The following is a 25,206-nucleotide window of genomic DNA, read 5'->3' as shown; positions in this document are numbered from 1 at the left end:
CGCCTGTGAAATGACCCGTCCACACCCTCGGATTTTACCCTACGGCACAGCCGCGATCGCCGAGGCCGCAACGCTGATTCGCGCAGGCGGTATCGTCGCGGTGCCGACCGAGACGGTCTATGGCCTCGCCGCGGACGCGACCAATGCCGAGGCGGTGGCGCGCATCTATGCCGCCAAGGGCCGCCCGAGTTTCAACCCGCTGATCGTGCATGTCGCCGATCTGGCGGCGGCGGAGCGGATCGCGGTGTTCGACGCGGATGCGTTGGCGCTGGCCGCGGCGTTCTGGCCGGGGCCGCTCACTTTGGTGCTACCGGTGCGGGCGGAGTCGGGGATCGCCGCGCTGGTGACCGCTGGGCTGGATACGATCGCGATCCGGGTGCCGCGGCATCGGTCTATGCAGGGGTTGATTGCCGCTTCGGAGCGGCCGTTGGCGGCGCCGTCGGCCAATGCGAGCGGGGGGATCAGCCCGACCACGGCCGCACATGTCGCGGCCAGTCTGGGGGGGAACGTGCCGCTGATCCTCGACGATGGGGCGACCGAGGCGGGGCTCGAGTCGACGATCGTGGCGGGGAGGACGATCCTGCGGCCGGGGCCGGTGACGGCCGACGCGCTCTTGAATCACCTCCCCGGCGAAGGTCGGGGCCCAATTGGGACGTCGGATGTAGCCGGGCATAGCGCGGATCATCACCGTCCCCCAATTGGGCCCCGGCCTTCGCCGGGGGGGCGTGCGGTCACCGCGCCGGGGCAGCTTGATAGCCACTACGCGCCGAGCAAGGTGCTCCGGTTGAACGCGATCGATGCGGACCGCGACGAGTGGCTGATCGGGTTTGGCGATGTGGCGGGGGACGTATCGCTCTCCGCATCGGGAAACCTCGTCAAAGCCGCCGCGAGGTTATTCGACCTGCTCCACGCCGCCGACGCGAATGCGAGCGCGCGGATTGCTATCGCGCCGATCCCGTTCGACGGCATCGGCGAAGCAATTAACGACCGCCTGCGCCGCGCTGCGCATCGCTAACCCCTCGTCATCCTGACGAACGTCAGGACCCAGAGCCACGAGCGACACCCCCGAAACCCTGGATCCTGACTCTCGTCAGGATGACGGGGGGTGTGGCTCGTCCGACCGGTTCAAGGCTTACGCGCTGACCGCCGCCTTCGACCGTGCGGCGAAGCTCTTGCGCAGCTTCTGCAGCTTTGGCGGGATCACCGCCATGCAGTAGGGGTTGGAGCGGCCTGAGGTTTCCCAATAATCCTGGTGATAGCCTTCGGCCTCGTACCAGGTGGTCATCGGCTCGATCGTCGTGACGATCGGCTTGGCGCTGTCCGCCTGTGCTCGCTCGAGCGCCGCCTGCATCTCGGCCTTCTGCGCGTCGTCGGCAGGAAACATCGCCGAACGATACTGCGTTCCGACGTCGTTGCCCTGGCGGTTGAGCGTCGTCGCGTCATGCGTCGCGAAGAAGATGTCGAGCAGGTCGCCGAGCTTCAGCTGTTCGGGATCGAACCCGATCCGGATCGCCTCGGCATGGCCGGTATCGCCGCCGCATACCTGTTTGTACGTCGGATCAGGCACATGCCCGCCGATATAGCCGCTCTCGGCGCTCTCGACGCCGATCACGTCCTTGAACACGGCCTCGGTGCACCAGAAGCACCCGCCCGCCAGCGTTACATAATCCGTCATCACGATCTCCTTTCCGCCAAGATAGGAAGCCGCTACCCCGCAACAAAGAGGAGACGCATGTGATCGACGGTCCAAGGCTTGATGGCAGGGTGATGGTAACGGGCGGCGCCGGCTATATCGGCAGCCATGCGGTCCTGGCGCTGCTCGACGCAGGCCATGAGGTGGTCGTGGTCGACAATCTGGTCACCGGGTTCGACTGGGCGGTCGATCCCCGCGCGACGCTGGTCGAGGCGAACGTCGCCGACGATGCGAAGGTCCGCGCGGCGATCCGCGACCACAAGGTCCGTGCGATCATGCATTTCGCAGGCTCGGTCGTGGTGCCCGAATCGGTCAGCGACCCGCTCAAATATTACCGCAACAACACCGCCGCCAGCCGATCGCTGATCGAGAGCGCGGTGGCCGAGAGCGTACCGCACTTCATCTTCTCGTCGACCGCGGCGACCTATGGCACGCCCGAAAAGGTGCCGGTCGCCGAGGGCGATCCGACGGTGCCGATCAATCCCTACGGCATGTCGAAGCTCATGACCGAGGCGATGCTGCGCGACGTCGCGGCGGCGCACCCGATCAACTATGCCGCGCTGCGCTATTTCAACGTCGCGGGCGCGGATCCACAGGGGCGCAGCGGCCAGTCGACGGTCGGCGCGACGCACCTGATCAAGATCGCGGTCGAGGCGGCGACGGGCAAGCGCAGCCATGTCGGCGTCTACGGCACCGATTTCAACACGCCCGACGGTACGGGCGTGCGCGACTATATCCATGTCAGCGACCTTGCCGCCGCGCATGTCGCGGCACTCGACCTGCTGGTCGCCGATCCGGGCAAGAGCCACACGCTCAACGCGGGCTATGGGACGGGCTTCTCGGTGCTGCAGGTGCTCGACGCGGTCGACAAGGTCACCAACATGACGATCGATCGCCGCCTCGAGGGGCGCCGCGCAGGCGATCCGGCGATGCTGATCTCGGACAACAGCGCGATCCTCGCGACGCTCGACTGGACGCCGCGCCATGCCGATCTCGACGGCATCGTCCGCGACGCATTAGCCTGGGAGCGCACGCTCGCCGAACGGCAGCGCTAGGGTGTCTATCCTCAGTCCCCCCCGGCCAGGGGGAGGACTGAAAAAAAGGAGATCAGGCGTCGGCCGGCGGCGTACCAAAGGCGTGACGTTCGCCGCCGATCGCCTCGCGTGCGCGCGCCGTCGCCAGCCACCAGCCAAGCGCCCATAATGTCCCGAAACTCCAGCCGGCGAGCACGTCGCTCGGCCAGTGGACACCGAGATAGACGCGGCTGCAGCCGATCGCTCCGACCATGAGGATCGCTATCACGAGGATATAGCGGCGCGCGGCGGCAGACACGGTGACCTGCGAGGCCAGCCCGGCGAGCGTCAGATAGACGATCGCGCTGTTTGCCGAATGGCCGCTGGGGAAGCTCATGTTCGACACCTGAACGAGGTGATCGACAAGATCCGGGCGCGGACGTGCGACCTCGGTCTTGACCAGGCTGACGACGAGGCCGCCGCTGATGCTCGCCGCAAGCGTCGCCGCCGCACTGAGCCAGAGCCGCTGGACGGCGAGCAGACCCGTGGCAAGCAGGACGACGATCGTCAGGATGACGCCGCCGCCAAGCGCGGTAACGTCCGCGGCGACCTTGGGCAGCCACGACGGGCCACCCCAATCGCGCAGACCGACGATGATCGCGCGGTCGAACGCAAACGGCCAGTGACCGATGGCCAGACCGATGAGAAGGACGACCGCGATCCCCGCCGCGCCGACCGACGCGCCCGCCAGCACGACGGGCAGGCGACGCCGATGCGGACCGTCGTCCACGCCGCTATGCTGGCTAACGACGGAGCTTACTCCAGATCGCCCTCGTCGATCACGACGAGCGATGCCGATGGCTTTTTCATCGCCGCCTCGGCGCAGACATCGATGATCTCGTCGCTGAAGCGTTCGAACAGTTCGAGCGCATCATCCTCGGGCTCATCGCCGCTCAGTTCCTTCAGCACGGCATATTTCACCGCAAAGTCGCGGTCGTCGCCATCGATCTCGGCGGTGAATTCGACCTGCCGCTCGCGGTCGTTGTCGGTAAGGCTGTTCTGGTCGATTACGAGGCTGCTGGCCATGTCTGTGGACTCCCGGGGGTTGCGCGAATGTCCCTGCCCGCGCCCCTCGCATGGGGCAACCCCGGAAAACGCCTTCGCGCGTCGCCGGTGCGGGGTAGGTCTGGCAGCGATAACCCGTGAGTGCCGGCTTTGATCCGGATGACCGGGACGGTACGCGCGGATAGCGCCGTACGCCTGGATTACGCGCGCTTGCGTGGCTGGCTCTGGATCATGACGTTCGTCAGCATGACGGAAAGGGGCTCGGGCGGGAGACCGGCAGCGCTCAGGCGCCCCATTCGGGCCCGTCCTCGTCGGGATAGAAGCCGTCGCTCCGGTCCGGCGCGGGTGGGGCGGCCCGGCGACCCGTATCCGCGACCGGAGGGGGCAGCTTCGGGTCGCCGCCACCGAAGCGGATGCGGATATACGCGCCGCCGCCATGCATCGCCTGGAACACCGCGACCGTTTCGTCAGCCTGCATGCGCTGCCCGATCAGCGGCGCGCGCTCGGCGCTGATATAGCCCATCTGGATGCCGCGCTCGCTCCACACGCCGACCGCATTCGGATCATGCGGGTTCTTGGGCTCGCGGCGCAACGTCACGCGGTCGCCGGGCGCGCAGAGCAGGATTTCCATCCTCCGGTTGCTCCGGCTCTTGTCGGTATTGGGAAAGTCGATCCCGACGATCGACGTGGTAAGTTCGTCCATCGCGCGACGATGCGCGCACCGCCGCCGCGGTGCAACCGGTGCGAATCGGGGGTCTGCGAGAGGATAAGGTGCCGATGGTGGGTCCGCCGGGGCTCGAACCCGGGACCTCTCGATTAAAAGTCGCTTGCTCTACCAACTGAGCTACGGACCCGTGCATCGGCTGCGAGCCACTAGGGGCGCAGCCGCGGTCGGTCAACCTTGTGCGCGAGATGACGGACGCTTTGCCCGGTCAGCGGGTCGCGCCAGCGCGGCGCGATCCGCGCGAGCGGCGCCAGCACGAAGTCGCGGTCCCGGTAGGCGGCGTGCGGCACGCTCAGCCCCGGCCCCCGCCATGCGCCGCCGGACCACAGGATGATGTCGAGATCGATCACCCGCGATCCCCAGCGGCGCCCGCGCCGCCGACCGAACGCAGCCTCGGTCGCCTTCAGCCGCGCGAGCAGCACGGGCGGCGACTCGCGCGTCTCGATCAGCGCGACCGCGTTCGCATAGCGACGGATCGACGGCCCGAGCGGCGCGCTCGCGATGATCGGCGACACGGCGACGACACCGCCGACGGCCGCCAGCGCGGCATGGATCGTCGCCGCCGGCGCACCGTGGATTCCGCGCCGATTCGATCCGAACGCGATCGCATAGGTTGTCCGCTCCATCCGACCCGCCTAACGCACCGCGATGAACTTCGCACCCTCCCCGCTGCCCGAAACCGAGCCGCCGCACGACTGTCCCAATTGCCCGCGTCTCGTCGCCTTCCGCAACGAGCTGCGCGCCGAATTTCCGACCTGGTGGAATGCCCCAGTCCCCGCGTTCGGCGATCCCGATGCGTGGCTCGGCATCATCGGCCTCGCGCCCGGCAAGCACGGCGCCAACCGCACCGGGCGTCCGTTCACCGGCGATTTCGCGGGGCAATTGCTCTACGAGACGCTCGGCAAGTTCGGGCTGGCGGAGGGCGTGTTCGCAGCGAAGCCCGATGACGGGCTGAAGCTGAACGGCGCGATCATCATCAACGCGGTCAAATGCCTGCCGCCGCAGAACAAGCCGACGCCGGAGGAAATCCGCACCTGCCGCCCGTTCGTCGAGAACCAGCTCGCGGAGTTGCCGAAGGCGCGAGTTTTCATCGCCCTCGGCCAGATCGCGCACCAGACCAGCGTCAAGCTGCTCGGCGGGCGGTTACCAAAGGCCAAGTTCGGGCATCTCGCCGAGCATGTCATGCCCGACGGCCGCATCCTGATCGATAGCTATCACTGCTCGCGCTACAACCAGAACACGCGCGTCCTCACCCCCGACATGTTCGAGGCGGTGTTCGCGCGGGCGCTGGAACTGCGCGATGCTACTCCAGCGGAATGAGCGAATCGACGCCGCGCGCCGCCACTGCCCAGCGATAGACGGCGTCGGCGATGTAGATACGGAACTGCGTCGGGTCGAAAAACACCTTCTTGGCGTTCCCGAAACAGATCCGGGAGCCGGAAACGATGGCGTTCTCGATGCGCCGTATCTTCGCAGGTTCGGCATGCGGCGTGGCGACAAGCGCAACCGATAGGGTCGGTTGCAGGCGGACGGCGCACACGGCAACCTCAAAATAACGATAATCAACCGGAAGTCTGTAACGGTTACGGGGCATTTCTCGCAGATTGAACCGTGATTGTACCTTTTGGTCCCCCGTCTCACGCCGCGTCAGCTTTAGAGCAGGAGCGTAAGTCCGGATCGCCTCGACCAGATAGGCACCCCGGTCGTAGATCGAATAGCCGAGCCCTGGCGGATCGACCGCATGGGTCTGAAACGAATGCTGGAGGCAGGATGCGTTGCGTCGCGCAAGCAGGTCCTGTGCATACGCTTGGGTCGAGTAGTTGAACGGTCCATCAACGACATCGCGCAATTCAGTCTTGCGGAGGCGCGCGCTGGACATCACACAGCGAACATAGATGTCGGACCAGTCATATTTCTGGCGGTTGGCAATTGGGGTCTGGCTCGGATCAATACCGGACGTCCTGCCGGGGCCGCCCGGCGTAAGGCTCTCTTGCGGCGCCTCCTCGCCTGGAACCGCAATGCCCTCCACGACGATCTCGCCCGCTTGTGATGGAGCGGTCTGCACGCTCGGCGGTGTCGGCTGCGCTGCGGCAGGCGCGTCCTGCGCCGCTGCTATGCCAGACCAAGAGAGCGCGGCACCAATCAAGACACGATAATACAGGTTCCTTCGCGTCCCTGTTGCGACATGCAGCATTGCACTCTCCCATAGTGGCCCATCATGGGCAACCTAGGTCAGAAATCCTGCACAAGTCTTCCGTAAAGATCAGGTCGGCGGTCACGGAAGAATCCAAAAGCGGCGCGGTGGCGCTTGACGATGTCGAGATCAATCGTCGCGGTGATCACGCCCTCGTCGTCGCGGCCGAGTTCGGCGAGGATATCCCCGCGCTCGTCGGCGATGAAGCTGGTGCCGTAGAAGGTCTGGCCATGCTCGACGCCGACGCGGTTGGCAGCGACGATCGGCACGACGTTGCTGACCGCATGCCCGACCATCGCACGCCGCCACAGCCGCGCGGTGTCGAGGCTGGTGTCGTGCGGCTCGCTGCCGATCGCGGTCGGGTAGAACAGGACTTCGGCGCCCATCAGCATCATCGCGCGCGCGGTCTCGGGATACCATTGGTCCCAGCAGACGCCGACGCCGAGCGTCGAGCGCCCCTGCGCCGCGGCATGCGGCCAGACCTTGAAGCCGGTATTGCCGGGGCGGAAATAGAATTTTTCCTCATAGCCCGGGCCGTCGGGGATGTGGCTCTTGCGATAGACGCCCTGCACCTCGCCGTCGGGGCCGATCATCGCGAGGCTATTATAGTGATGCGGGCCATCGGCTTCGAAGAAACTGGTCGGGATCGTGACCTTGAGCGCCTCGGCAAGCGCCTGCATCGCGAGCACCGCCTTGTGCTCGCCGACGGGGGCGGCATTGGCGAACAGGCCCTCGTCCTCGACACGGCAGAAATATTCGCCCTCGAACAATTCGGGCGGCAGGATCACCTGCGCGCCACGCGCCGCGGCTTCGCGGACCAGCCGCGAGACATTGGCGATGTTCTTGTCGATATCGGCAGTGAAACCGAGCTGGAGCGCGGCGACGGTGATCTCGGTCATGCGAATTCCTAGAGCGTCACGCCGAAGCGCGCCGCGATTGCAACGACCGCGAGATAGAGAAGGATCGTCAGGACGCAACCGGCAGCAAGCGAAACCCAGAAGCCGACGCCGTGCCGCAACAGCGCCGGGATCAGCAGGAACATCGGCAGCGACGGCAGCACGTACCAGAAGGTCGCCTCGGCATGCGCGGCCAGCCGGACGCGGTCGCCGGTGTCGTGCCACAGCCAGATCATGCCGAGCACCGACAGCAGCGGCAGCGACGCGACCAGCGCCCCTGCCGCCGGATTCCGCCGGGCAACCGCCGCGATCAGCGCGACGATGATCCCGGACAGGACCGCGCGGACCGCGAAGGCGAGCATCAGCCGGGGATTTGCTGGCTGATGCAGTGGAAGCTGCCGCCGCCGGTCAGGATGTGGTCCGCACGCTGCCCGACGACCTGACGATCGGGGAAGATCGCCTGGATCGCCGCGACCGCGGCGTCGTCATTCTCCGCACCGTAGAGCGGCACGACGACGGCGGCATTGCCGATGTAGAAATTCATGTAGCTGGCGGGCACGATCTCCTCGTCGCGCAGCACGCGGCCGGGCGACGGGATGCCGACCACCGTCAGGCCGGCGCGTTCCGCAGCGCGCTTCGCCAGCTGATAGACCTGCCAGTTGGGGTCGTTCTCGGCTGCCTCGGGGATCGCGACGCGACCCTCGCCGACGAAACGCGCGAGATTGTCGACATGGCCGTCGGTATGATCGTTGACGAGCCCGTCGCCGAGCCACACGACCTGGCTGAAGCCGAGATCGGACTTCAGCCGCGCTTCGATCCCCGCCTTGTCGAGATCGGGGTTGCGGTTGCGGTTGAGCAGGCACTGTTCGGTCGTGACCACCACGCCGGTGCCGTCGCCATCGACCGCGCCGCCCTCGAGCACCCAGTCGAACGCCGCGAGCGTCTTGCCGCGGCCCTCGGCCAGACGGCGGCCGATCGTGTCGTCGCCGGGCAGGTCGTATTTGCCGCCCCAGCCGTTGAACACGAACTGGTGCGCGGTGCCGTCGCCGACGATGATCGGCGCGGTGTCGCGCAGCCAGATGTCGCCGAACGGCTCGACCACGACCTCGGCGAACGGCGCGAGCCTGCGCGCGGTCCGCGCCGAGCCTTCGTCCGCGGCAACCAGGATCACCGTCTCGCCCTTGCCGTCGGCATGGACTGCGGAGGCAAAGGCGACGACCTCGTCACGCGCGGGTTCGAGATCGTCGAGCCACAGATCGGCATGGCTCGGAAAGCCGATCCACACGGCCTTGTGATGCGCCCATTCGGCGGGCGGGGGGAGTGTCGTCACTTACTTGGCTCCTGCGCGATCTTTGTCGCGGATGTTGCGGAATTCGGCGGTCTTGTACCAGTTCGGCCACAGCGCGGTGTCGTCGGCGAGCTTGCGGCCGAGCCCGTAATAGATCGTCAGATCCTCGACCGCACCCGACCAGTCCCATTTTGCGTCATATTCGTCCGCGGGCTTGTGATAGCGGTTGGCGACATAGTCCTCGCGCGCGGCATGACCCGCCGCGGTGCCGCCGACCACCAGGTCCTCGCCGCTGCCGCCGTCGAGCATCGGCACGCCGAGCTTGGCGAAGCTGAAATGGTCCGAGCGATAATAGCCGCCGCGTTCGGGGTTTGCCTCGACGCCGATCACGCGGCCCTGCGCGGCGACGAACGGCTTGACCAGATCCTCGATCTCCGACTTGCCCGCCCCCGTCAGCACGAAGTCCTTCACGCGGCCGTCGACGTTCAGCACGTCCATGTTCACGCCGCCGACCGTCCGCGCGAGCGGATAGATGGGATGCTCGGCATAATAGCGCGAGCCGAGCAGCCCCGATTCCTCCGCGGTCACCGCGAGGAACGCGAGCGAGCGCTTCGCCGGGCCGGCCTTCACATGCGCCTGTGCGAGCGCGATCAGCCCCGCGGTGCCCGTCGCATTGTCCGCCGCGCCGTTGCAGATGTCGTCGCCGCCCACCGCATCGCAGCGGCCGAGATGATCCCAGTGGGCCGAATACAGCACATAGTCGTTCGGTGCGGTCGTCCCCGGCAGCACGCCGATGACGTTCTTCGACGCCTGGCGCCGGATCGTGTTGACAAAGCCGGTCGACAGCTTGAGGCCGAGCGGTACCGCCTTGAAGCCCTTCACCTTGGCCGCCTCGGCGAGCGCCGCATAATCCTTGCCCGCACTCGCGAAAACGCGCTCGGCGGCAGGCTTCTGCATCCAGCCGACGACCTGCGACTGGTCGAGATGATCGCCCTTCTCGTCGAGCTCGAGCTGCGGCCCGGTCCAGGACGACTGCACCACCGCCCATGGATAGGCCGCGGGCTCGGTATCATGGACAATGATCGCCGCCGCCGCGCCGTGCTTCGCCGCATTCTCGAACTTGTACGGCCAGCGGCCATACCAGGTCATCGCGCGGCCCTCGAACGGCCCCTCGCGACCCATCGTCTGCCAGTCGGCGTCGTTGATGAGGATGACGACGGTCTTCCCCTTCACATCGACGCCCGCATAATCGTCCCAGCCCTTTTCGGGCGCAGTGATCCCGTAGCCGACGAAGACGACGTCGCTGTTCGTCACGGTCGAGGTCAGTGCGACGCGGTAGGTGCCGGCGACCATGTCGGTGCGATAGGCGAGGCTGACGGGGGTCTTGCCGCCGGTAAAGACGAAGGGCTTCACGTCCTTTGCGGTGATCTCGACCATCGGCACGTCCTGGGTCCAGCTGCCCCTGTTGCCGGGTTTCAGCCCCGCGGCCTTCATCTGCGCGACGAGATAGGCGACGGTCTTCGCCTCGCCGGGCGTGGTTGGCGCGCGGCCTTCATACGCGTCGGACGACAGCGTCTGCGTGACGGTCTTGAGCGTCTCGACCGAGATCGCGGGCGCGGTCTGCGCCGATGCGGCGGTCCCGAGAAGGAGCAGGGACAGAAGGGCAGCGCGCATAGGGATCTCCCGAGTGAATGCCGCGCGTTCTGGCAAAGCGCGATCGCTATGTCCACGCAACGAAAAAGGGCGGCCCCGAAGGACCGCCCTTTTCTGTTTCGGACCGCGCCGTGGCAAAGCCACGTCGTCGGACGTCGCTTGAGCGACGCCGGCCGGTCTCGCGTCGCTCGACTTAGCGCGAGTAGAATTCGACGACGAGGTTCGGTTCCATCTTCACCGGATAGGGCACTTCGTCGAGCGTGGGCACGCGCGTGAAGGTGACCTTGGCCGCACCATCGGGAGCGACATAGTCAGGGATTTCGCGCTCGGCGAGGCTCTGCGCTTCCATCACCAGCGCCATTTCCTGCGCCTTCGAACCCAGCGTGATCTCATCGCCGACGAAGCAGCGACGCGAGGCGATGTTGCACTTCACGCCGTTGACGCGGATGTGGCCGTGCGAAACGATCTGGCGTGCCGCGAAGATCGTCGGCGCGAACTTGGCGCGGTAGACGATCATGTCGAGACGCTGCTCGAGCAGGCCGATCAGGTTCTGCGAGGTATCACCCTTCAGACGAGCCGCCTCATGGTAGCACGCGCGGAACTGCTTCTCGGTCACGTCGCCGTAATAGCCCTTGAGCTTCTGCTTGGCGCGCAGCTGGATACCGAAATCGCTGACCTTGCCCTTGCGGCGCTGGCCGTGCTGGCCCGGGCCGTATTCGCGCTTGTTGACCGGCGACTTGGGACGGCCCCAGATGTTCTCGCCCATACGGCGATCGAGTTTGTACTTCGCGCTTTGACGCTTCGACATGATAAAACCTTTGCAAATGCAAACAACGTTGGTCCCGGTATCGCTCTGCTGGTCGTCGTTTAGGACAAGGCAGGGCCACCGCTTCACCGGGGTGCAGGGCCATTGCGAAGGCGGGCGCCTAGACGGAGGGCGCGCCAGAGTCAAGCTGGACAGGCTGCGGGTCGCTCGGCAAGAGGCGCGCATGACCATCCTATCCGGACCCGACTGCACCACCATGACCGAGGTCCGCGCGGGCGTCGACGCGCTCGATCGCGAACTCGTCGCGCTGCTGGCCAGACGCTTTGCCTATATGGACGCCGCCGCGCGCATCAAGCCCGAGCGGGGGCATGTGCGCGACGAAGCGCGAAAAGCGCAGGTGATCGAGAATGCACGCGCGGAAGCCGCACGGCTGGGGTTGCCGGATGCGGCGATCGCGGATCTGTGGGAGGGATTGGTCGAGGCGTCGATTGCGTATGAGCTGGCGGCGTTCGACCGGCGCTGAGACGGGCTGCGGAGGACGCCGCCACCCCGCTCCCGTCATCCTGGACTTGATCCAGGATCCAGAGCCACAAACGCCGCCCTCTCTGGCTCTGGATCCTGGGTCGAGCCCAGGATGACACAGGTCAACCCCGGGGCTTCTTCCCCGCCAGCGACGACAACACCCCGCGCATCGTCCGGATCTCCTGACTCGACCAGCCGGGCTTGGTCAGCAGCGTGCGCAGCGTCCGCCGCGTCGTCTGGATCTTGTCGGGCGGATAGAAGAAGCCCGCCCCCATCAGCATCGTGTCGAGCTGCCCGATCATCCCGTCGAGCTCCTCCTGCGGTGCGGGCGGCATGATCGGGTTGATCGACGGCTGGCTGAGCTCGCGCTCGGCGGTCAGCCCCTTCGACCATTCATACGCGACGAGGATCACCGCCTGGGCGAGGTTCAAGGACCCGAATTCGGGATTGATCGGCACCGTGATGATCGTCCGCGCGACCGCGACGTCGTCGGTTTCGAGGCCCGAGCGCTCGGGTCCGAACAGGATGGCGGAGCGGCCGGGGGCGGCGTGGATTTCGGTCGCGGCCTGTTCGGGGGTGACGACCGGCTTGGTCACGCCACGCTTGCGGACCGTAGTGGCGAAGACCTGCGCGCAGTCCGCAGTGGCGGCCGCGACGCTGTCGTAGACCTGCGCGTTCTGGAGGACGATGTCGGCACCACTAGCGGCCGGGCCGGCGGAGGGGTTGGGCCAGCCGTCGCGCGGGGACACGAGCCGCATCTCGACGAGCCCGAAATTGAGCATCGCGCGCGCGGCCTTGCCGATGTTTTCGCCGAGCTGGGGGCGGACGAGGACGATCACCGGGGGTGGGGCGAGGTCCGCCGAGGTGCTTCGACTTCGCTCAGCACGAACGGGGGGAGGAAGTGTTTCATCAACGGTTACTGGTGGTGAGGCACCCTCCCCCCCATCCGTTCGCCCTGAGCGAAGTCGAAGGGCACGCTCCCGCGGGGGGATCGCCGCATCGTGCAGATCCGCCCAGTCGCCGCGCGACAGCGCTTCCTTCTTGCGCCGCGACCAGCCCTTGACCTGGAACTCGGCCGCGAGCGCTTCCTGTCGGGATGGGAAGTCCTGACTCCACATCAGCGTCACAGGGCGGCGTCTCTGCGTATATCCCGCCACCTCGCCGAGGTTGTGCTGACCGATCCGTCGCTCCAGATCGTCGGTATGTCCGGTATAATAACTGTCGTCGGCGCAACGCACCACATAGGCCCAGAATGTCATCCGCGGGGCTTATCCCTCGATACGCCGTCTCGACAAGCTCGACGTCTACTCGGGACGAACGGGAAGGGGTAGTTCGCGGGCGATACTGGAGCAATGCAGCCGTTCGTCCCGAGTAGCGATCGCGCGAAGTCGAGAGCGCGTACCGAAGGACAGGCCCGGATCACTCCGCCCGCCCGACCTCCTCGACACTCCCGGCAAACGCCTCGAAGTCCTTCGCCTCGCTGAAATCGCGGTACACACTCGCAAACCGGATATACGCGACCGAATCGAGCCCCTTGAGCCCGTCCATCACCATCTCGCCGATCCGCTTTGACGTGACGTCGTTCTCGCCCAGCGTCTCGAGCCGTCGCTGAATTCCGCTCACGAGCTTCTCGATCCGCCCCGGCTCGATCGCCCGCTTGCGCGTCGCGATCGACAGCGACCGCAGCAGCTTCTCGCGATCGAACGGCTCGCGCCGCCCCTCGCTCTTCAACACGAAAAGCTCGCGCAGCTGGATGCGTTCGAACGTCGTGAAACGCGCGGCGCAGCCTTCGCACTGGCGCCGGCGCCGGATCGCCGCCCCGTCTTCGGTGGGGCGGCTGTCCTTTACCTGGCTGTCTTCATGTCCGCAGAAGGGGCAGCGCATTCAGACCTTCTTCTTGCCCTTGTAGTAGGCGTAGCCCGCGCCTGCGAGCGCACCGAAGATCGGGCCGATCACCGGCACCGGGATCGCGACGACCGCGCCGAGCGCGCTCCACTTGGCCATGCTCTTGCCGAGGCCGGGGGTCGCCTTGATGTCGTTCTGGATTTCGTCGATCTTCGACATGCTCATCATCCTTGATAGATCGGGAAGCGTGCGCACAGCGTGCGAACACGCGTCCGAACGTCCGCCTCGACCTCCGGGTCCCCATGCTCGCCCTTTTTCGCGAGCCCGTCCAGCACGTCGGCGACCATGTTGCCGATCTCGCGGAATTCGGCCGGACCGAAGCCGCGCGTGGTGCCCGCCGGCGAACCGACGCGGATACCGCTGGTCTTCATCGGCGGCAACGGATCGTTGGGAATGCCGTTCTTGTTACAGGTGATCCCTGCCCGCTCGAGCGCCTCGTCTGCATCGCGTCCGGTGATGCCGAGCGGCGTGAGGTCGATCAGCGCGAGGTGCGTGTCGGTGCCGCCCGAAACGACGTCCGAACCGCGCTCCTTCAGCGTCGCCGCGAGCACCTTCGCATTCTCGACGACGGCGGCGATATAGCTTTTGAAGTCGGGCTGGAGCGCCTCGCCGAACGCGACGGCCTTGGCTGCGATCACGTGCATCAGCGGCCCGCCCTGAAGACCCGGGAACACCGCCGAGTTGATCTTCTTCGCGATCGCTTCGTCATTCGTCATGATCATGCCGCCACGGGGCCCGCGCAGCGTCTTGTGCGTGGTGGTGGTCACGACATGCGCGTGGCCGAACGGCGTCGGGTGCAGCCCGGCTGCGACGATCCCGGCGAAATGCGCCATGTCGACCATGAAATACGCGCCGACCTTGTCCGCGATGGCGCGGAAGCGCGCGAAGTCGATGACGCGCGGATAGGCCGAGCCGCCCGCGATGATCAGCTTTGGCTGATGCTCGACCGCCAGCGCCTCGACCGCGTCATAGTCGATCAGGTGCGTGGTCGCATCGACGCCGTACTGGATCGCGTTGAACCACTTTCCCGACTGCGCGGGCTTGGCGCCGTGAGTCAGGTGGCCGCCGGCATCGAGGCTCATGCCGAGGATCGTGTCGCCCGGCTTGACCAGCGCGAGCATCACTGCGCCGTTTGCCTGCGCGCCCGAATGCGGCTGGACGTTGACGAACCCGCAGCCGAATATCTGCTTGGCGCGTTCGATCGCGAGCGTCTCGACCGTGTCCGACGGCGCGCAGCCCTGGTAATAGCGCTTGCCCGGATAGCCTTCGGCATATTTGTTGGTGAACACCGAGCCCTGCGCTTCGAGCACCGCCTTCGAAACGATGTTCTCGGACGCGATCAGCTCGATCTGCGTCTGCTCGCGGTCGAGCTCGGCGGCGACGCCGGCGAACACTGCGGCATCCGCATCGGCGAGACCGCGGGTGAAGAAGCCGTCCGGCTGGACGTCATGGAGCGTGTTGGGCTGGGTGCTCATGCGGGGACCTTTGCTGAAACGCTGTCGATGGCGGAGAGCTTGTCGACACGGTGTTGATGACGGCCGCCGGCAAAATCGGCGGACAGGAAGGCTTCGACGCACGCCTTGGCCATTTCTTCGCCGATCAGCCGCGCGCCGATCGCGATGGCGTTGGCGTCGTTGTGGATCCGCGCGAGGCTCGCCGACAGCGGCTCGGAGACGAGCGCGCAGCGGCAGGCGGGGTTGCGGTTCGCGGCTATCGAGATGCCGATCCCCGAGCCGCACAGCGCGATCCCGCGCTCGGCGCGACCGTCTTCGATCGCGGCGGCCAGCGCATAGCCGTAATCGGGATAATCGACGCTCGCGGTGCCCTGGGGTCCGAGATCGAGCACGTCGTGCCCCGCCTCGGTCAGCCACGCGGCAAGCACCGCTTTCAACGAAACGGCGGCGTGGTCGGACGCGATGGCGATGCGCACCTGGCGTATTCCTGTGATCGGGATCGGGTGCCCAGCCCCTTACCCACCCGAGCCGGAATTTGCCACACCTGTTCGCGTGATGGGCCTGGAGGCGCGAACGATCCTCCCCCCTGCCGGAGGAGGATTGCAATGACGGCCCTGCTGCGGTCAAGGATACGCCATGAACGCCTTTACCCTTCCCGCCGCCCTTGCCTTGGCCTTTGCGCTTGCCGCTTGCTCCGGGCCCGCGCCCGAGACGCGTAGCGAGCCGGTCGCGACGTCGGCAGGTGCGACCGAGACCACCCGCCCGGAAAAGGTCGTCGCGCCGCAGACGCGCGACCTGTCGGGGCGGTGGATCGGGGTCGAGGGCATGGTCCTCGACATCACCCCCGCAACGGCCCCGGGGCGCTTCCGTCTCGCGATGCAGTGGGATCTCGACAACAAGGGCGAGTTCGACGGGCAGGCGGTCGGCGACACGATCGTGTTCACGCGCGGCGGCGTGCGCAAAATCCTGCGCCCGACCGATGGCGACGCTACGGGTCTGAAATATCTGGCGGGCAAGACCGACTGCCTGACGGTCAAGACCGGCGAAGGCTATTGTCGCGACGGATCAGCACGCTAGTGTCCGTTGCGTGACACTGTCCAAGCCCCAGGCCGATGCCGCCCGCGCCCATCTCTCCGCCGTCCTCATCCGGACCGGACAGGAAGACCGTGATGCCTTTCGCGAGCTTTATGCGCTGACCCAGGCGAAGCTTTTCGGCATCACCCTGCGTATCTGTGGCAACGCTCAAGCCGCGGAGGATGTGCTGCACGACGTCTATCTCACGATCTGGAAGCGCGCGGGGGCGTGGGAGCCCGGCCGTGCGAGTCCGATCACCTGGCTGGCGACGATCGCCCGCAACCGCGCGATCGACTGGCAGCGCGCGCAGACGCTGCGCCGTGCAGCGCCGCTCGAGGACGCACCCGAGATTGCCGATCCCACGCCGACTGCGGAAACGCTGTTGCTCGCGGACGAATCGACGCGCCGGCTGCATGGCTGCCTCGACGGTCTGGATGCGCAGCACCGCGATGTCATCCGTACCGCGTTTTTCGACGGCGTGACCTATGCCGAGCTCGCGATCCGGCGCGCCGTCCCGCTTGGCACGATGAAAAGCTGGGTCCGCCGCGGGCTCGCGCGACTGAAGGACTGCCTTGGTGCCTGATCGCGACCCCCTTGCCGGCGAATTCGCGCTGGGCCTGCTCGAGGGCGAGGACCGCGCGGCGGCGCTGCGCCGCGTGCTCGCCGATCCCGATTTCGCCGCTGACGTCGAATGGTGGCGCACGCAGTTCGCCGCGTTGTTCGACCTGTGGCCCGAACACGACGCGCCACCGCACCTCGTCGCGCGGATCGAGGCCAGCCTCGACGCGGTACGCCGCGCCGAGGCGACCGGAACCGTGTCCGCGATACCGGTGCGCCGGTCGCCATGGCCGTGGCTCGCCGCGGCAAGCAGCGCGGTCGCGGCCTGCCTGCTCGTGTTCATCGCGGTCGAACCCCGCGAATCGCCCCCCGTCTCGCAGCCAATCCCGGCGGCCCGCCCGAGCAGCGTGCTCGTCGCGATGCTGGGCGACGCCAAGTCGCCTGTCGCAGCGGTGTTCGATCCCGCGACCGGCGCGTTACGCGTCGCAGCGGGGCCGGGCGTTCCCGATGCGCGTGTCGCACAGCTCTGGGTGATCGGCGGCGACGGCGTGCCGCATGCGCTCGGCCTGCTCGCAGCGCAGCCGACGGTGCTCGCACCGGCAGGCATCGACCGCCGCCGCATCGTCGCGGGCGCGACGCTTGCGATTTCGGTCGAGCCGCTGGGTGGTTCGCCGACCGGCCTGCCGACTGGTCCGGTCGTCGCGACGGGCGTCGTCGCACGCGTATGATGACGAAGCCGGCCGCGCCGGGCGGTATCCCGCGAATCGCAGCCTTGCTCGGTCTCTCGGGGCTGTTGCCGCAGCTGGGTGCGGTCGCGCTCCTGCTCGGCAATGATCCCGCCAGCCGGTTTTCCGCGCTCGCCGTCGCCTATGCCTATGCGGCGTTGATCCTGAGCTTTCTCGGCGGGCTGTGGTGGGGGCTTGCCGCCCGGACCGAGGCGCCGCCGCGCTGGCTGTGGTTTGCGAGCGTCGCGCCTTCGCTGATCGCGCTCGTGACGGCATGGCCGTGGATGGTCGGGCTGCGCTGGCCGGGGCCGTCGCTGGTCGTGCTGGGGATTAGCCTGATCGGTGCGCTGCTGGTCGACCGCGCGCTCGTCCGCGCCGGGATCGCGCCACCGGGATGGATGGCGCTGCGCGTGCCGCTGTCTCTGGGACTCGGCGTCCTGACCCTCGCGGCGGCGGCACTCTAGGCCGGTCCGGCTCAGGCGGCCTTGCGCAGGTCCAGACGGCTCCATATCTCGACCAGCGCGTCGGTCAGTTCGCGCATCATCGCCTCGGTATGCGCAGGGCCGGGCGTGAAGCGTAGCCGCTCGGTGCCGCGCGGCACGGTCGGATAGTTGATCGGCTGTACGTACACGCCGTATTCGGCAAGCAGCACGTCGCTGATCTTCTTCGCCTTGACCGGATCGCCGACCATCAGCGGCACGATATGCGTGTCGCCGATCATCACCGGCAGCCCGGCGTCCTTGAGCATCGCCTTGAGCATCGCTGCCGACGCCTGTTGCCCATCACGCTCGACGCTCGACGCCTTGAGGTGCCGCACGCTGGCGAGCACGCCCGCGACGAGGACCGGCGACAGCGAGGTCGTGAAGATGAACCCGGGTGCGTAGCTGCGGATCACGTCGACGATCGTGCGATCGGCGGCGATATAGCCCCCCATCACACCGAACGCCTTGCCCAGCGTCCCTTCGAGGATCGTGATCCGGTGCGCGACCTGATCGCGCTCCGAAATGCCGCCGCCGCGCGCGCCGTACATCCCGACCGCGTGCACTTCGTCGCAATAGGTCAGCGCGTTGTACTGGTCGGCGAGGTCGCAGATCGCCGAGATCGGCGCGATGTCGCCTTCCATCGAATAGACGCTCTCGAACGCGATCAGCTTCGGCGCGCTGGGGTCCTCGGCGGTGAGCAGTTCCTCGAGATGCGCGAGATCGTTGTGACGGAACACGCGCTTTTCACAGCCCGAATTGCGGATCCCCGCGATCATCGACGCGTGGTTCAGCTCGTCCGAAAAGATGATGCAGCCCGGCAGGACCTTGGCGAGAGTCGCGAGCGTCGCCTCGTTCGAAACATAGCCGCTGGTGAACAGCAGCGCGGCTTCCTTGCCGTGGAGATCCGCGAGTTCGCCCTCCAGGTCGACATGGTAATGCGTGTTGCCGCCGATGTTGCGCGTGCCGCCGCTCCCTGCGCCGACATCGTGCAGCGCCTCTTCCATCGCCGCGATGACCTTGGGGTGCTGGCCCATTGCGAGATAGTCGTTCGAGCACCAGACGGTGATCGGCTTGGGGCCATTATGCCCGGCAAAGCAGCGCGCGTTCGGAAACGCGCCCTTGTTGCGCAGGATGTCGATGAAGACGCGGTAGCGGCCCTCGGCGTGCAGGCGATCGATGGCCTGCGTGAACACGCGCGAATAATCGACTCGCGGTTCCAGACCATGCGTCTTGGTGGCGTCCGTACTCATGACCTTGGGCACTACGCCTCACCTTCGCTCATTTCCAGTGCGATCCCGTGATAACGGTGATCGCTTTCCCCGTCCTTATAGAACATTGCCACGAGACCGCGCCGAAGCAAGCGGGCATATTGTCCCAGCGTCTGGTCCCAGGATCGGGCTCAGAGCTGTTCGAGCGTCACGAACCCGTGCGCGGCGAGCGCCGGCGCCAGCGCGCGGTCTTCGTCACCCAGCCGCGTGACGACCGCAATCCCCGCGCCCGCCCCGCCCGACGGCCAGGACTGCCCCTGCGTCAGATGACTGATGCGGGCGGCGATGCCGGGGCCGCCGTCGACGAACGCGATACCGGGCGCGGCGGCGGCGAGCTCGCGCTCGACCAGCGGGAAATGCGTGCAGGCGTTGACGATCACGTCGATCCGGTCGCCGCCCGGCTGCGTGAACAGCCCGTCGAGCACCGCACGGTATCGCTCCGCCGCGACGGGGCGTCCGTGCAGCTTGGCCTCCGCCATCTCGACCAGTGCCGCCGATCCGTATCGCAACACCGTGCAGTCGCCCGCGAAACGCGCGGCAAGGTCGTCGACATAGGCCTGGCGCACCGTCGCCTCGGTGCCCAGCACGCCGATCGTCCGCGTCACGGACAGCGCGGCGGCGGGCTTGATCGCCGGGACCGTGCCGACCACCGGCAGGTCGAGCGCCGCGCGTACTACGGGCAGCGCGATCGTCGAGGCGGTGTTGCACGCGATCACGATCAGCCGCGGGCGATAGCGTTCGGCGAGCCGTCCGAGCAGCACGGGCACGCGCGCGGCGATCTCCGCCTCGCTCCTGGTGCCATAGGGGAAGCCCGCGGTGTCGGCGGCGTAGACGAACGGCGCATCGGGAAGCGCGGCGCGGGTGGGCGCGACGATCGACAGGCCGCCGACGCCCGAATCGAAGAACAGGATGGGGCGCTGGTCCATCTGGCTGCCTTAGGACGGATCACGCGTCGTAAACCAGCGCCATGCGCGCTATCGCCTGCAACGCGGGGTTCGGGCGGTCCGGATGCGGGTGGCACAGGCGCGGTCGTCGCCCGTCGCAGGCCATTTGCCGTCTGCCCCGCGTCGTTTATAAGCACCGGCGAAACGGGGGAGCAGTTTGCAGACGGAAATACTCTGGGTCGCGCCGACGCTCTCGCTCCTGCTCAGCTATCTGCTCGGCGCGATCCCGTTCGGCGTCATCCTGACGCGGCTCGGCGGCGCGGGCGATCTGCGGACGATCGGGTCGGGCAATATCGGCGCGACCAACGTCCTGCGGACGGGGCGCAAGGGGCTGGCGGCCGCGACGCTGCTGCTCGACATGGCCAAGGGTGCGGTCGCGGTCCTGCTGGTCGCGCACCTCTTCCCCGGCAACGCGCTGCTCGCCGCGGCGGGCGCGTTCGTCGGGCATTGCTATCCGGTCTGGCTCAAGTTCCGCGGCGGCAAAGGCGTTGCGACACTGATGGGCATCGTCGTCGCGCTCCACTGGCCGCTCGGGCTGGTCTATGCGGTGGTCTGGCTCGGGCTGCTCGGGGGGCTGCGGATCTCGTCGGTCGCGGGCATCGCCGCGGCGCTGAGCGCGCCGTTCTCGGCGGCGCTGTTCGGGCGGTTCGACCTCGTCCTGCTGCTCCTCGCGCTCGCGCTGATCGTGCTGTTCAAGCACCGCGACAACATCGAACGCCTGTTCGCGGGGACCGAGCCGCGGATCGGCCGTTCCAACCGGCAACCGGGTGGCTGACCCGAGGCTCGCACGGCTTCGGCTCATCCGAACGACCGGGATCGGACCGGTCACCTATCGCCAGTTGATGACGCGGTTCGGCGGCGCGGATGCCGCGATCGCGGCGCTGCCGATGCTGGCTGCGCGCGGTGGTGGACGCACGCCGCCGCTCGCCGACATCGCGACGATCGAGCGGGAGATCGCCGCCACCGACCGGCTGTCCGCGCGCTATCTGTTCGTCGGCGACGCGGACTATCCGCGCCTGCTCGCCGAGATCGAGACGGCGCCGCCCGCGCTCATCCTGCGCGGCGACCTCGCGCTTGCGACACGCCCGTGTGTCGCGCTGGTCGGCGCGCGCAATGCATCGGCGGCGGCATGCCGGTTCGCCCGACAGCTCGCATACGAACTCGCCGAACAAGCGACGACGGTGGTGTCGGGGCTGGCGCGCGGGATCGACACCGCGGCGCATATCGGCGCGCTCGGCAGCAGGCCCGACGGGGCAACGATCGGCGTGATCGCGAGCGGGATCGACATCGCCTACCCGCCCGACAACAGCGCGCTTCAGGAGCGGATCGCCCGCGAAGGCCTGCTGATCGCCGAACAGCCCCCGGGAACCGAGCCTAAGGCGCGCAACTTTCCCTCGCGCAACCGCATCATCGCAGGGCTGGCGATCGGCACCGTGGTGGTCGAGGCGGTGCCGAAATCCGGGTCGCTGATCACCGCGCGCCTTGCGAACGAGGCTGGCCGCGAGGTGATGGCGGTCCCTGGCAGCCCGCTCGATCCGCGCGCACAAGGGTGCAACCTGCTCATCCGCGAGGGCGCGACGCTGGTTCAGAGCGCCGCCGACATCCTCGAACAGATCCGTCCGTTCGATGCGCGCTCGGTCCGCGCCCCGGGCAATGCCTACGACGCGCCCCCGCCGGCGGACGCGAGCGATGCCGACCGGCGCGCGGTCATCGACCTGCTCGGTCCCGTCCCCGTCGCGGTCGACGAACTCATCCGCCAGTCGCACCGCCCCCCGGCGGTCGTGCAGCTGGTACTGCTCGAACTTGAGCTCGCGGGTCACATCGACCGCCACGCGGGCGGTCGCGTCAGCCTGATCTAGCCGCGGCGGCGGATCAGCACCGGTCCACCATGATCGGCGCGCACCGCCAAACCCGCTGCAAATATCGTCGATCGTCTCGGAAACCAGTCGGCAGCGCGAAACCGGCCGGTGACGGGCGCGAGGAATGCGATGTCCGCCCGCCCTGCCGTCGCGGACCCTGTCTGGTCCAAGCGCAGGCGCACCGGCAAGGGACATTGATCTCTCATGATGATGGAGACTAGGTCTGCCGCAGCTTGCGCAAAATCCGGGAAATACCCTGGCTCTGGCCCGTCGTTTGAACGGAAACGGGCGGATCGTTCAGGCCGGCGCTGCGGCGTTCGCTGCATAGAGCGCCTGACATTCGGGCATCGCGTCCCCATCTGACGCGTCGACACCCGCCAACCCCACGCTTGACGGCACCGCCCCGACGCCGTCACGCTCGTACGCGTACACGTAAGGACCCCGGTTACCCCATGCAGCTTGTCATCGTCGAATCGCCCGCAAAGGCGAAAACCATCGAGAAGTATCTCGGCAGCGACTATCGCGTGCTGGCCAGCTACGGCCATGTCCGCGACCTGCCGCCCAAGGACGGCTCGGTGGATCCCGACGACCAGTTCGCGATGACGTGGGAGAACTACGCCGACAAGTCGAAGCAGCTCAAAGCGATCACCGATCTCGCCAAGACCGCCGACCGCCTGATCCTCGCGACCGATCCGGATCGCGAGGGCGAGGCGATCAGCTGGCACGTCCGCGAGGTGCTGCGTGCGCGGAAAGCGCTGCCGAAGGAGGTCGAGCGCGTCACGTTCAACGCGATCACCAAGGCGACCGTCACCGAGGCCATGAAGAACCCGCGCGAACTCGACGACGATCTGATCGACGCGTACCGCGCCCGCCGCGCGCTCGATTATCTCGTCGGCTTCACGCTGTCGCCGGTACTGTGGCGCAAGCTGCCCGGCGCCAAGTCCGCCGGCCGCGTCCAGTCCGTCTCGCTGCGACTGATCGTCCAGCGCGAGCGCGAGATCGACGTCTTCAAGCCGCAGGAATACTGGTCCGTCACCGCCGAGATGGAGCATGACGGCACCGCGTTCCAGGCGCGCCTGACCCAGTTCGAGGGCGCCAAGCTCGATCGCCTGTCGATCGGGAACGAAGGCGATGCGCTGCGCGCCAAGCAGGCGGTGCTCGACGGCAATTTCTCGGTCCAGACGGTCGAGACCAAGCCCGCCACGCGCAACCCGCCGCCGCCGTTCACGACGTCGACCTTGCAGCAGGAAGCGTCGCGGAAACTCGGCTTCTCCGCCGATCACACGATGCGGATCGCGCAAGGCCTCTACGAGGACGGCGCGATCACCTATATGCGTACCGACGGCGTCCAGATGGACGGCAGCGCGATTTCGGCCGCACGCCTCGCGGTCGCGAACCGCTTCGACGCGAGCTACGTCCCCGACAAGCCGCGCCAGTATCAGTCGAAGGCGAAGAACGCGCAGGAAGCGCATGAGGCGATCCGCCCGACCGATTTCTCCAAGGACAAGGCCGGCGGCGGCGATCATGCCCGCCTCTACGACCTGATCTTCAAGCGCGCGCTCGCCAGCCAGATGGCGTCGGCGCGGATGGAGCGCACCACGGTCGAGATGGCGGACGGCACCGGCCGCAACATCCTGCGCGCAACCGGCCAGGTCGTGCTCTTCCCCGGCTACCTCGCGCTCTACGAGGAGGGGTCGGACGACTCCGCCGACGAGGACGCGCGTCGCCTGCCGCGGATGCGCGAGGGCGATGCCCCCGCCAAGAAGAAGGTCGACGCCGAGCAGCACTTCACGCAGCCGCCGCCGCGCTTCTCGGAGGCCTCGCTGGTCAAGCGGATGGAGGAGCTCGGCATCGGCCGCCCGTCCACCTACGCCTCGATCATCAAGACGCTGAAGGATCGCGCGTACGTCCGGATCGAGAAGAACCGCTTCTTCGCCGAGGAGAGCGGGCGGCTCGTGACGGCGTTCCTCGAACGCTTTTTCGAGAAATATGTCGGCTACGACTATACCGCCGAACTCGAGGAGGAGCTCGATGACGTCTCGGGCGGCCGCGCGCAGTGGCAGTCCGTGCTCGACGCGTTCTGGCGCGATTTCAAGCCGCGCACCAACGAGGTGATGGAGCAGCAGCCCAGCGCGATCACCGCCGAGCTCGACACCTTCCTCGCGCCGTACCTGTTCCCGGCCAAGGCGGACGGCGGCGATCCACGTCTCTGCCCGAATTGCGGCGAGGGGCAGCTTGCGCTGCGCGGCGGCAAGTTCGGCGCGTTCATCGCGTGCTCCAACTATCCCGAGTGCAAATACACCCGCCGCTTCGCGCAGCCGGGCGGCGAGGCGGAGGGCGACACCGGCCCGTCGACGCTCGGCGTCGATCCGGAGACGAACCTGCCCGTCGAGCGCAAATCGGGACGCTTCGGCCCGTATATCCAGATCGGCGAAGGCGAGGCGCGCAAGATGGCGTCGATCCCCAAGGACATCGGCGAGCTCGACCTCGAATGGGCGCTCAAGCTGCTGAGCCTGCCGCGGACGATCGGCGTGCATCCCGAGACGGGCGAACCGATCAGCGCGGCGATCGGCCGCTATGGTCCGTATCTCAAGCATGCCGGCAAATATGCCCGGCTGACCTCGACCGCCGACGTGTTCGAGACGGGGATGAACGCGGCGGTGGTCAAGCTCGCCGAGGCGGCGGCCGGGGGCGGACGCCAGCAGCGCGGCGCGCAGGCTCCGTTGAAGGTGCTCGGCAACCATCCGCGGACCGAGGCGGAGATCAAGCTGATGGAAGGCCGCTACGGCCCGTACGTGACCGACGGTACGACGAATGCGACGTTGCCCAAGTCGATCGAGAAGGACCAGCTGACGCTGGAAGAGGCGGCGTCGCTGATCGACGCGCGTGCGGCTGCGGCACCGGCGACGAAGAAGAAGAAGGCGCCCGCCAAGAAGCCCGCGGCGAAGAAGGCCCCCGCCAAGGCTGCCGCGGCGAAGGACGGCGAGGCGAAACCGGCGGCCGCGAAGAAGGCTCCGGCCAAGAAGGCCCCCGCGAAAAAGGCCGCCCCGAAGAAGAAGGCCGCAGCCGAATAACCCTGGCCTCCGATCCTCCCCCGCCAGGGGGAGGATCGCGTGGGAGATG

At 67.4% G+C, this 25,206-nt stretch carries 29 protein-coding genes and 1 tRNA gene; 11 read left to right on the top strand and 19 right to left on the bottom strand.

Going from position 1 to position 25,206, the window contains the following annotated elements:
- The first annotated feature begins 10 nt into the window (after nt 1–10).
- Nucleotides 11–1,015, top strand: coding sequence for an L-threonylcarbamoyladenylate synthase (locus tag AC0CH3_RS11200; protein ID WP_354301001.1), 1,005 nt, complete (start codon nt 11–13; stop codon nt 1,013–1,015).
- A 117-nt stretch (nt 1,016–1,132) separates the two neighbouring features.
- On the opposite strand, the gene msrA is transcribed toward AC0CH3_RS11200, so the two are convergent.
- Nucleotides 1,133–1,675, bottom strand: coding sequence for a peptide-methionine (S)-S-oxide reductase MsrA (gene msrA, locus AC0CH3_RS11195; protein ID WP_031395728.1), 543 nt, complete (start codon nt 1,673–1,675; stop codon nt 1,133–1,135).
- Between the two features lie 92 nt (nt 1,676–1,767).
- Between msrA and galE the strand changes: the two genes are divergently transcribed.
- Nucleotides 1,768–2,748, top strand: a complete 981-nt coding sequence (gene galE, locus AC0CH3_RS11190) for a UDP-glucose 4-epimerase GalE (protein WP_465237908.1) — start codon at nt 1,768–1,770, stop codon at nt 2,746–2,748.
- A 52-nt stretch (nt 2,749–2,800) separates the two neighbouring features.
- On the opposite strand, the gene AC0CH3_RS11185 is transcribed toward galE, so the two are convergent.
- From AC0CH3_RS11185 to folK, 5 genes are all read right to left on the bottom strand, one after another.
- Complete coding sequence (locus AC0CH3_RS11185) at nt 2,801–3,496, bottom strand: phosphatase PAP2 family protein (protein WP_354300999.1); 696 nt, start codon at nt 3,494–3,496, stop codon at nt 2,801–2,803.
- A gap of 26 nt (nt 3,497–3,522) precedes the next feature.
- The gene (locus AC0CH3_RS11180; protein ID WP_056017843.1) at nt 3,523–3,792 is read right to left on the bottom strand and encodes a DUF1488 family protein; all 270 of its coding nucleotides are present in this window, start codon (nt 3,790–3,792) and stop codon (nt 3,523–3,525) included.
- A 262-nt stretch (nt 3,793–4,054) separates the two neighbouring features.
- Complete coding sequence (locus tag AC0CH3_RS11175; protein WP_354300997.1) at nt 4,055–4,474, bottom strand: HIRAN domain-containing protein; 420 nt, start codon at nt 4,472–4,474, stop codon at nt 4,055–4,057.
- Between the two features lie 75 nt (nt 4,475–4,549).
- Nucleotides 4,550–4,625 (bottom strand) — tRNA-Lys (locus tag AC0CH3_RS11170).
- 19 nt (nt 4,626–4,644) lie between these two features.
- Nucleotides 4,645–5,121 (bottom strand): 2-amino-4-hydroxy-6-hydroxymethyldihydropteridine diphosphokinase, encoded by a 477-nt coding sequence (folK, locus tag AC0CH3_RS11165; RefSeq protein WP_465237898.1) that lies wholly within the window; start codon nt 5,119–5,121, stop codon nt 4,645–4,647.
- Between the two features lie 22 nt (nt 5,122–5,143).
- Here folK and AC0CH3_RS11160 point away from each other — a divergent pair, with 22 nt between their 5' ends.
- Entirely contained in the window at nt 5,144–5,815 is a 672-nt protein-coding gene (locus AC0CH3_RS11160) for a uracil-DNA glycosylase (protein ID WP_354300993.1), read from the top strand.
- On the opposite strand, the gene AC0CH3_RS11155 is transcribed toward AC0CH3_RS11160, so the two are convergent.
- From AC0CH3_RS11155 to rpsD, 6 genes are all read right to left on the bottom strand, one after another.
- A complete protein-coding gene (locus AC0CH3_RS11155; protein WP_354300992.1) occupies nt 5,799–6,689 on the bottom strand; it encodes a hypothetical protein in 891 nt (296 codons plus the stop codon). The genes AC0CH3_RS11160 and AC0CH3_RS11155 overlap by 17 nt on opposite strands.
- 38 nt (nt 6,690–6,727) lie before the next feature.
- Nucleotides 6,728–7,588 carry an N-carbamoylputrescine amidase gene (gene aguB, locus AC0CH3_RS11150; RefSeq protein WP_354300990.1) on the bottom strand — a complete coding sequence of 287 codons (861 nt, stop codon included), beginning with the start codon at nt 7,586–7,588 and terminating at the stop codon, nt 6,728–6,730.
- Between the two features lie 8 nt (nt 7,589–7,596).
- Nucleotides 7,597–7,947, bottom strand: a complete 351-nt coding sequence (locus AC0CH3_RS11145) for a DUF3147 family protein (protein ID WP_333995494.1) — start codon at nt 7,945–7,947, stop codon at nt 7,597–7,599.
- The gene (locus AC0CH3_RS11140) at nt 7,947–8,915 is read right to left on the bottom strand and encodes an agmatine deiminase family protein (RefSeq protein WP_354300988.1); all 969 of its coding nucleotides are present in this window, start codon (nt 8,913–8,915) and stop codon (nt 7,947–7,949) included. Before AC0CH3_RS11140 ends, AC0CH3_RS11145 begins: the two co-directional genes overlap by 1 nt.
- Nucleotides 8,916–10,547: a M28 family peptidase gene (locus AC0CH3_RS11135; protein ID WP_354300986.1), complete on the bottom strand. Its 1,632-nt coding sequence runs from the start codon at nt 10,545–10,547 to the stop codon at nt 8,916–8,918. It abuts the gene before it with no gap.
- A 172-nt stretch (nt 10,548–10,719) separates the two neighbouring features.
- On the bottom strand, nt 10,720–11,334 hold the full coding sequence (gene rpsD, locus AC0CH3_RS11130; RefSeq protein WP_056017869.1) for a 30S ribosomal protein S4: 615 nt from the start codon (nt 11,332–11,334) through the stop codon (nt 10,720–10,722).
- A 181-nt stretch (nt 11,335–11,515) separates the two neighbouring features.
- Between rpsD and AC0CH3_RS11125 the strand changes: the two genes are divergently transcribed.
- Nucleotides 11,516–11,815 (top strand): chorismate mutase, encoded by a 300-nt coding sequence (locus AC0CH3_RS11125; RefSeq protein WP_354300984.1) that lies wholly within the window; start codon nt 11,516–11,518, stop codon nt 11,813–11,815.
- Nucleotides 11,816–11,936: 121 nt separating this feature from the next.
- On the opposite strand, the gene AC0CH3_RS11120 is transcribed toward AC0CH3_RS11125, so the two are convergent.
- The 5 genes from AC0CH3_RS11120 to rpiB all read right to left on the bottom strand — a co-directional run bounded on the left by AC0CH3_RS11120 (nt 11,937) and on the right by rpiB (nt 15,649).
- Nucleotides 11,937–13,073: a TrmH family RNA methyltransferase gene (locus AC0CH3_RS11120; protein WP_354300982.1), complete on the bottom strand. Its 1,137-nt coding sequence runs from the start codon at nt 13,071–13,073 to the stop codon at nt 11,937–11,939.
- 160 nt (nt 13,074–13,233) lie between these two features.
- Nucleotides 13,234–13,698, bottom strand: a complete 465-nt coding sequence (gene nrdR / locus AC0CH3_RS11115; protein ID WP_056053297.1) for a transcriptional regulator NrdR — start codon at nt 13,696–13,698, stop codon at nt 13,234–13,236.
- Complete coding sequence (locus AC0CH3_RS11110; RefSeq protein WP_055882487.1) at nt 13,699–13,878, bottom strand: hypothetical protein; 180 nt, start codon at nt 13,876–13,878, stop codon at nt 13,699–13,701.
- A 5-nt stretch (nt 13,879–13,883) separates the two neighbouring features.
- Complete coding sequence (locus AC0CH3_RS11105) at nt 13,884–15,194, bottom strand: serine hydroxymethyltransferase (RefSeq protein WP_465237897.1); 1,311 nt, start codon at nt 15,192–15,194, stop codon at nt 13,884–13,886.
- Nucleotides 15,191–15,649, bottom strand: coding sequence for a ribose 5-phosphate isomerase B (gene rpiB, locus AC0CH3_RS11100; protein WP_333995509.1), 459 nt, complete (start codon nt 15,647–15,649; stop codon nt 15,191–15,193). Before rpiB ends, AC0CH3_RS11105 begins: the two co-directional genes overlap by 4 nt.
- A gap of 160 nt (nt 15,650–15,809) precedes the next feature.
- Here rpiB and AC0CH3_RS11095 point away from each other — a divergent pair, with 160 nt between their 5' ends.
- The 4 genes from AC0CH3_RS11095 to AC0CH3_RS11080 are packed head-to-tail and all read left to right on the top strand — an operon-like array spanning nt 15,810 to nt 17,994.
- Complete coding sequence (locus tag AC0CH3_RS11095; protein WP_465237896.1) at nt 15,810–16,250, top strand: hypothetical protein; 441 nt, start codon at nt 15,810–15,812, stop codon at nt 16,248–16,250.
- Between the two features lie 10 nt (nt 16,251–16,260).
- Nucleotides 16,261–16,830, top strand: a complete 570-nt coding sequence (locus AC0CH3_RS11090; protein WP_056017887.1) for a sigma-70 family RNA polymerase sigma factor — start codon at nt 16,261–16,263, stop codon at nt 16,828–16,830.
- Nucleotides 16,823–17,533, top strand: coding sequence for an anti-sigma factor (locus AC0CH3_RS11085; protein WP_354300975.1), 711 nt, complete (start codon nt 16,823–16,825; stop codon nt 17,531–17,533). The genes AC0CH3_RS11090 and AC0CH3_RS11085 overlap by 8 nt, the downstream gene beginning before the upstream one ends.
- Complete coding sequence (locus tag AC0CH3_RS11080) at nt 17,533–17,994, top strand: DUF3429 domain-containing protein (protein WP_354300973.1); 462 nt, start codon at nt 17,533–17,535, stop codon at nt 17,992–17,994. The genes AC0CH3_RS11085 and AC0CH3_RS11080 overlap by 1 nt, the downstream gene beginning before the upstream one ends.
- Before the next feature lie 11 nt (nt 17,995–18,005).
- On the opposite strand, the gene hemA is transcribed toward AC0CH3_RS11080, so the two are convergent.
- A complete protein-coding gene (hemA, locus tag AC0CH3_RS11075) occupies nt 18,006–19,262 on the bottom strand; it encodes a 5-aminolevulinate synthase (RefSeq protein WP_354300971.1) in 1,257 nt (418 codons plus the stop codon).
- A 149-nt stretch (nt 19,263–19,411) separates the two neighbouring features.
- Nucleotides 19,412–20,206 carry a glutamate racemase gene (gene murI, locus AC0CH3_RS11070; protein ID WP_354300969.1) on the bottom strand — a complete coding sequence of 265 codons (795 nt, stop codon included), beginning with the start codon at nt 20,204–20,206 and terminating at the stop codon, nt 19,412–19,414.
- 175 nt (nt 20,207–20,381) lie between these two features.
- Here murI and plsY point away from each other — a divergent pair, with 175 nt between their 5' ends.
- From plsY to topA, 3 genes are all read left to right on the top strand, one after another.
- The gene (gene plsY / locus AC0CH3_RS11065) at nt 20,382–20,999 is read left to right on the top strand and encodes a glycerol-3-phosphate 1-O-acyltransferase PlsY (RefSeq protein WP_056017895.1); all 618 of its coding nucleotides are present in this window, start codon (nt 20,382–20,384) and stop codon (nt 20,997–20,999) included.
- Nucleotides 20,992–22,083, top strand: coding sequence for a DNA-processing protein DprA (gene dprA / locus AC0CH3_RS11060; protein WP_465237895.1), 1,092 nt, complete (start codon nt 20,992–20,994; stop codon nt 22,081–22,083). The genes plsY and dprA overlap by 8 nt, the downstream gene beginning before the upstream one ends.
- 452 nt (nt 22,084–22,535) lie before the next feature.
- Nucleotides 22,536–25,157 (top strand): type I DNA topoisomerase, encoded by a 2,622-nt coding sequence (gene topA, locus AC0CH3_RS11055; protein WP_354300930.1) that lies wholly within the window; start codon nt 22,536–22,538, stop codon nt 25,155–25,157.
- Nucleotides 25,158–25,206: the final 49 nt, after the last annotated feature.

The organism is Sphingomonas sp. AC449 (assembly GCF_979253475.1).
This window is presented reverse-complemented; position numbering and strand designations above follow the sequence as displayed.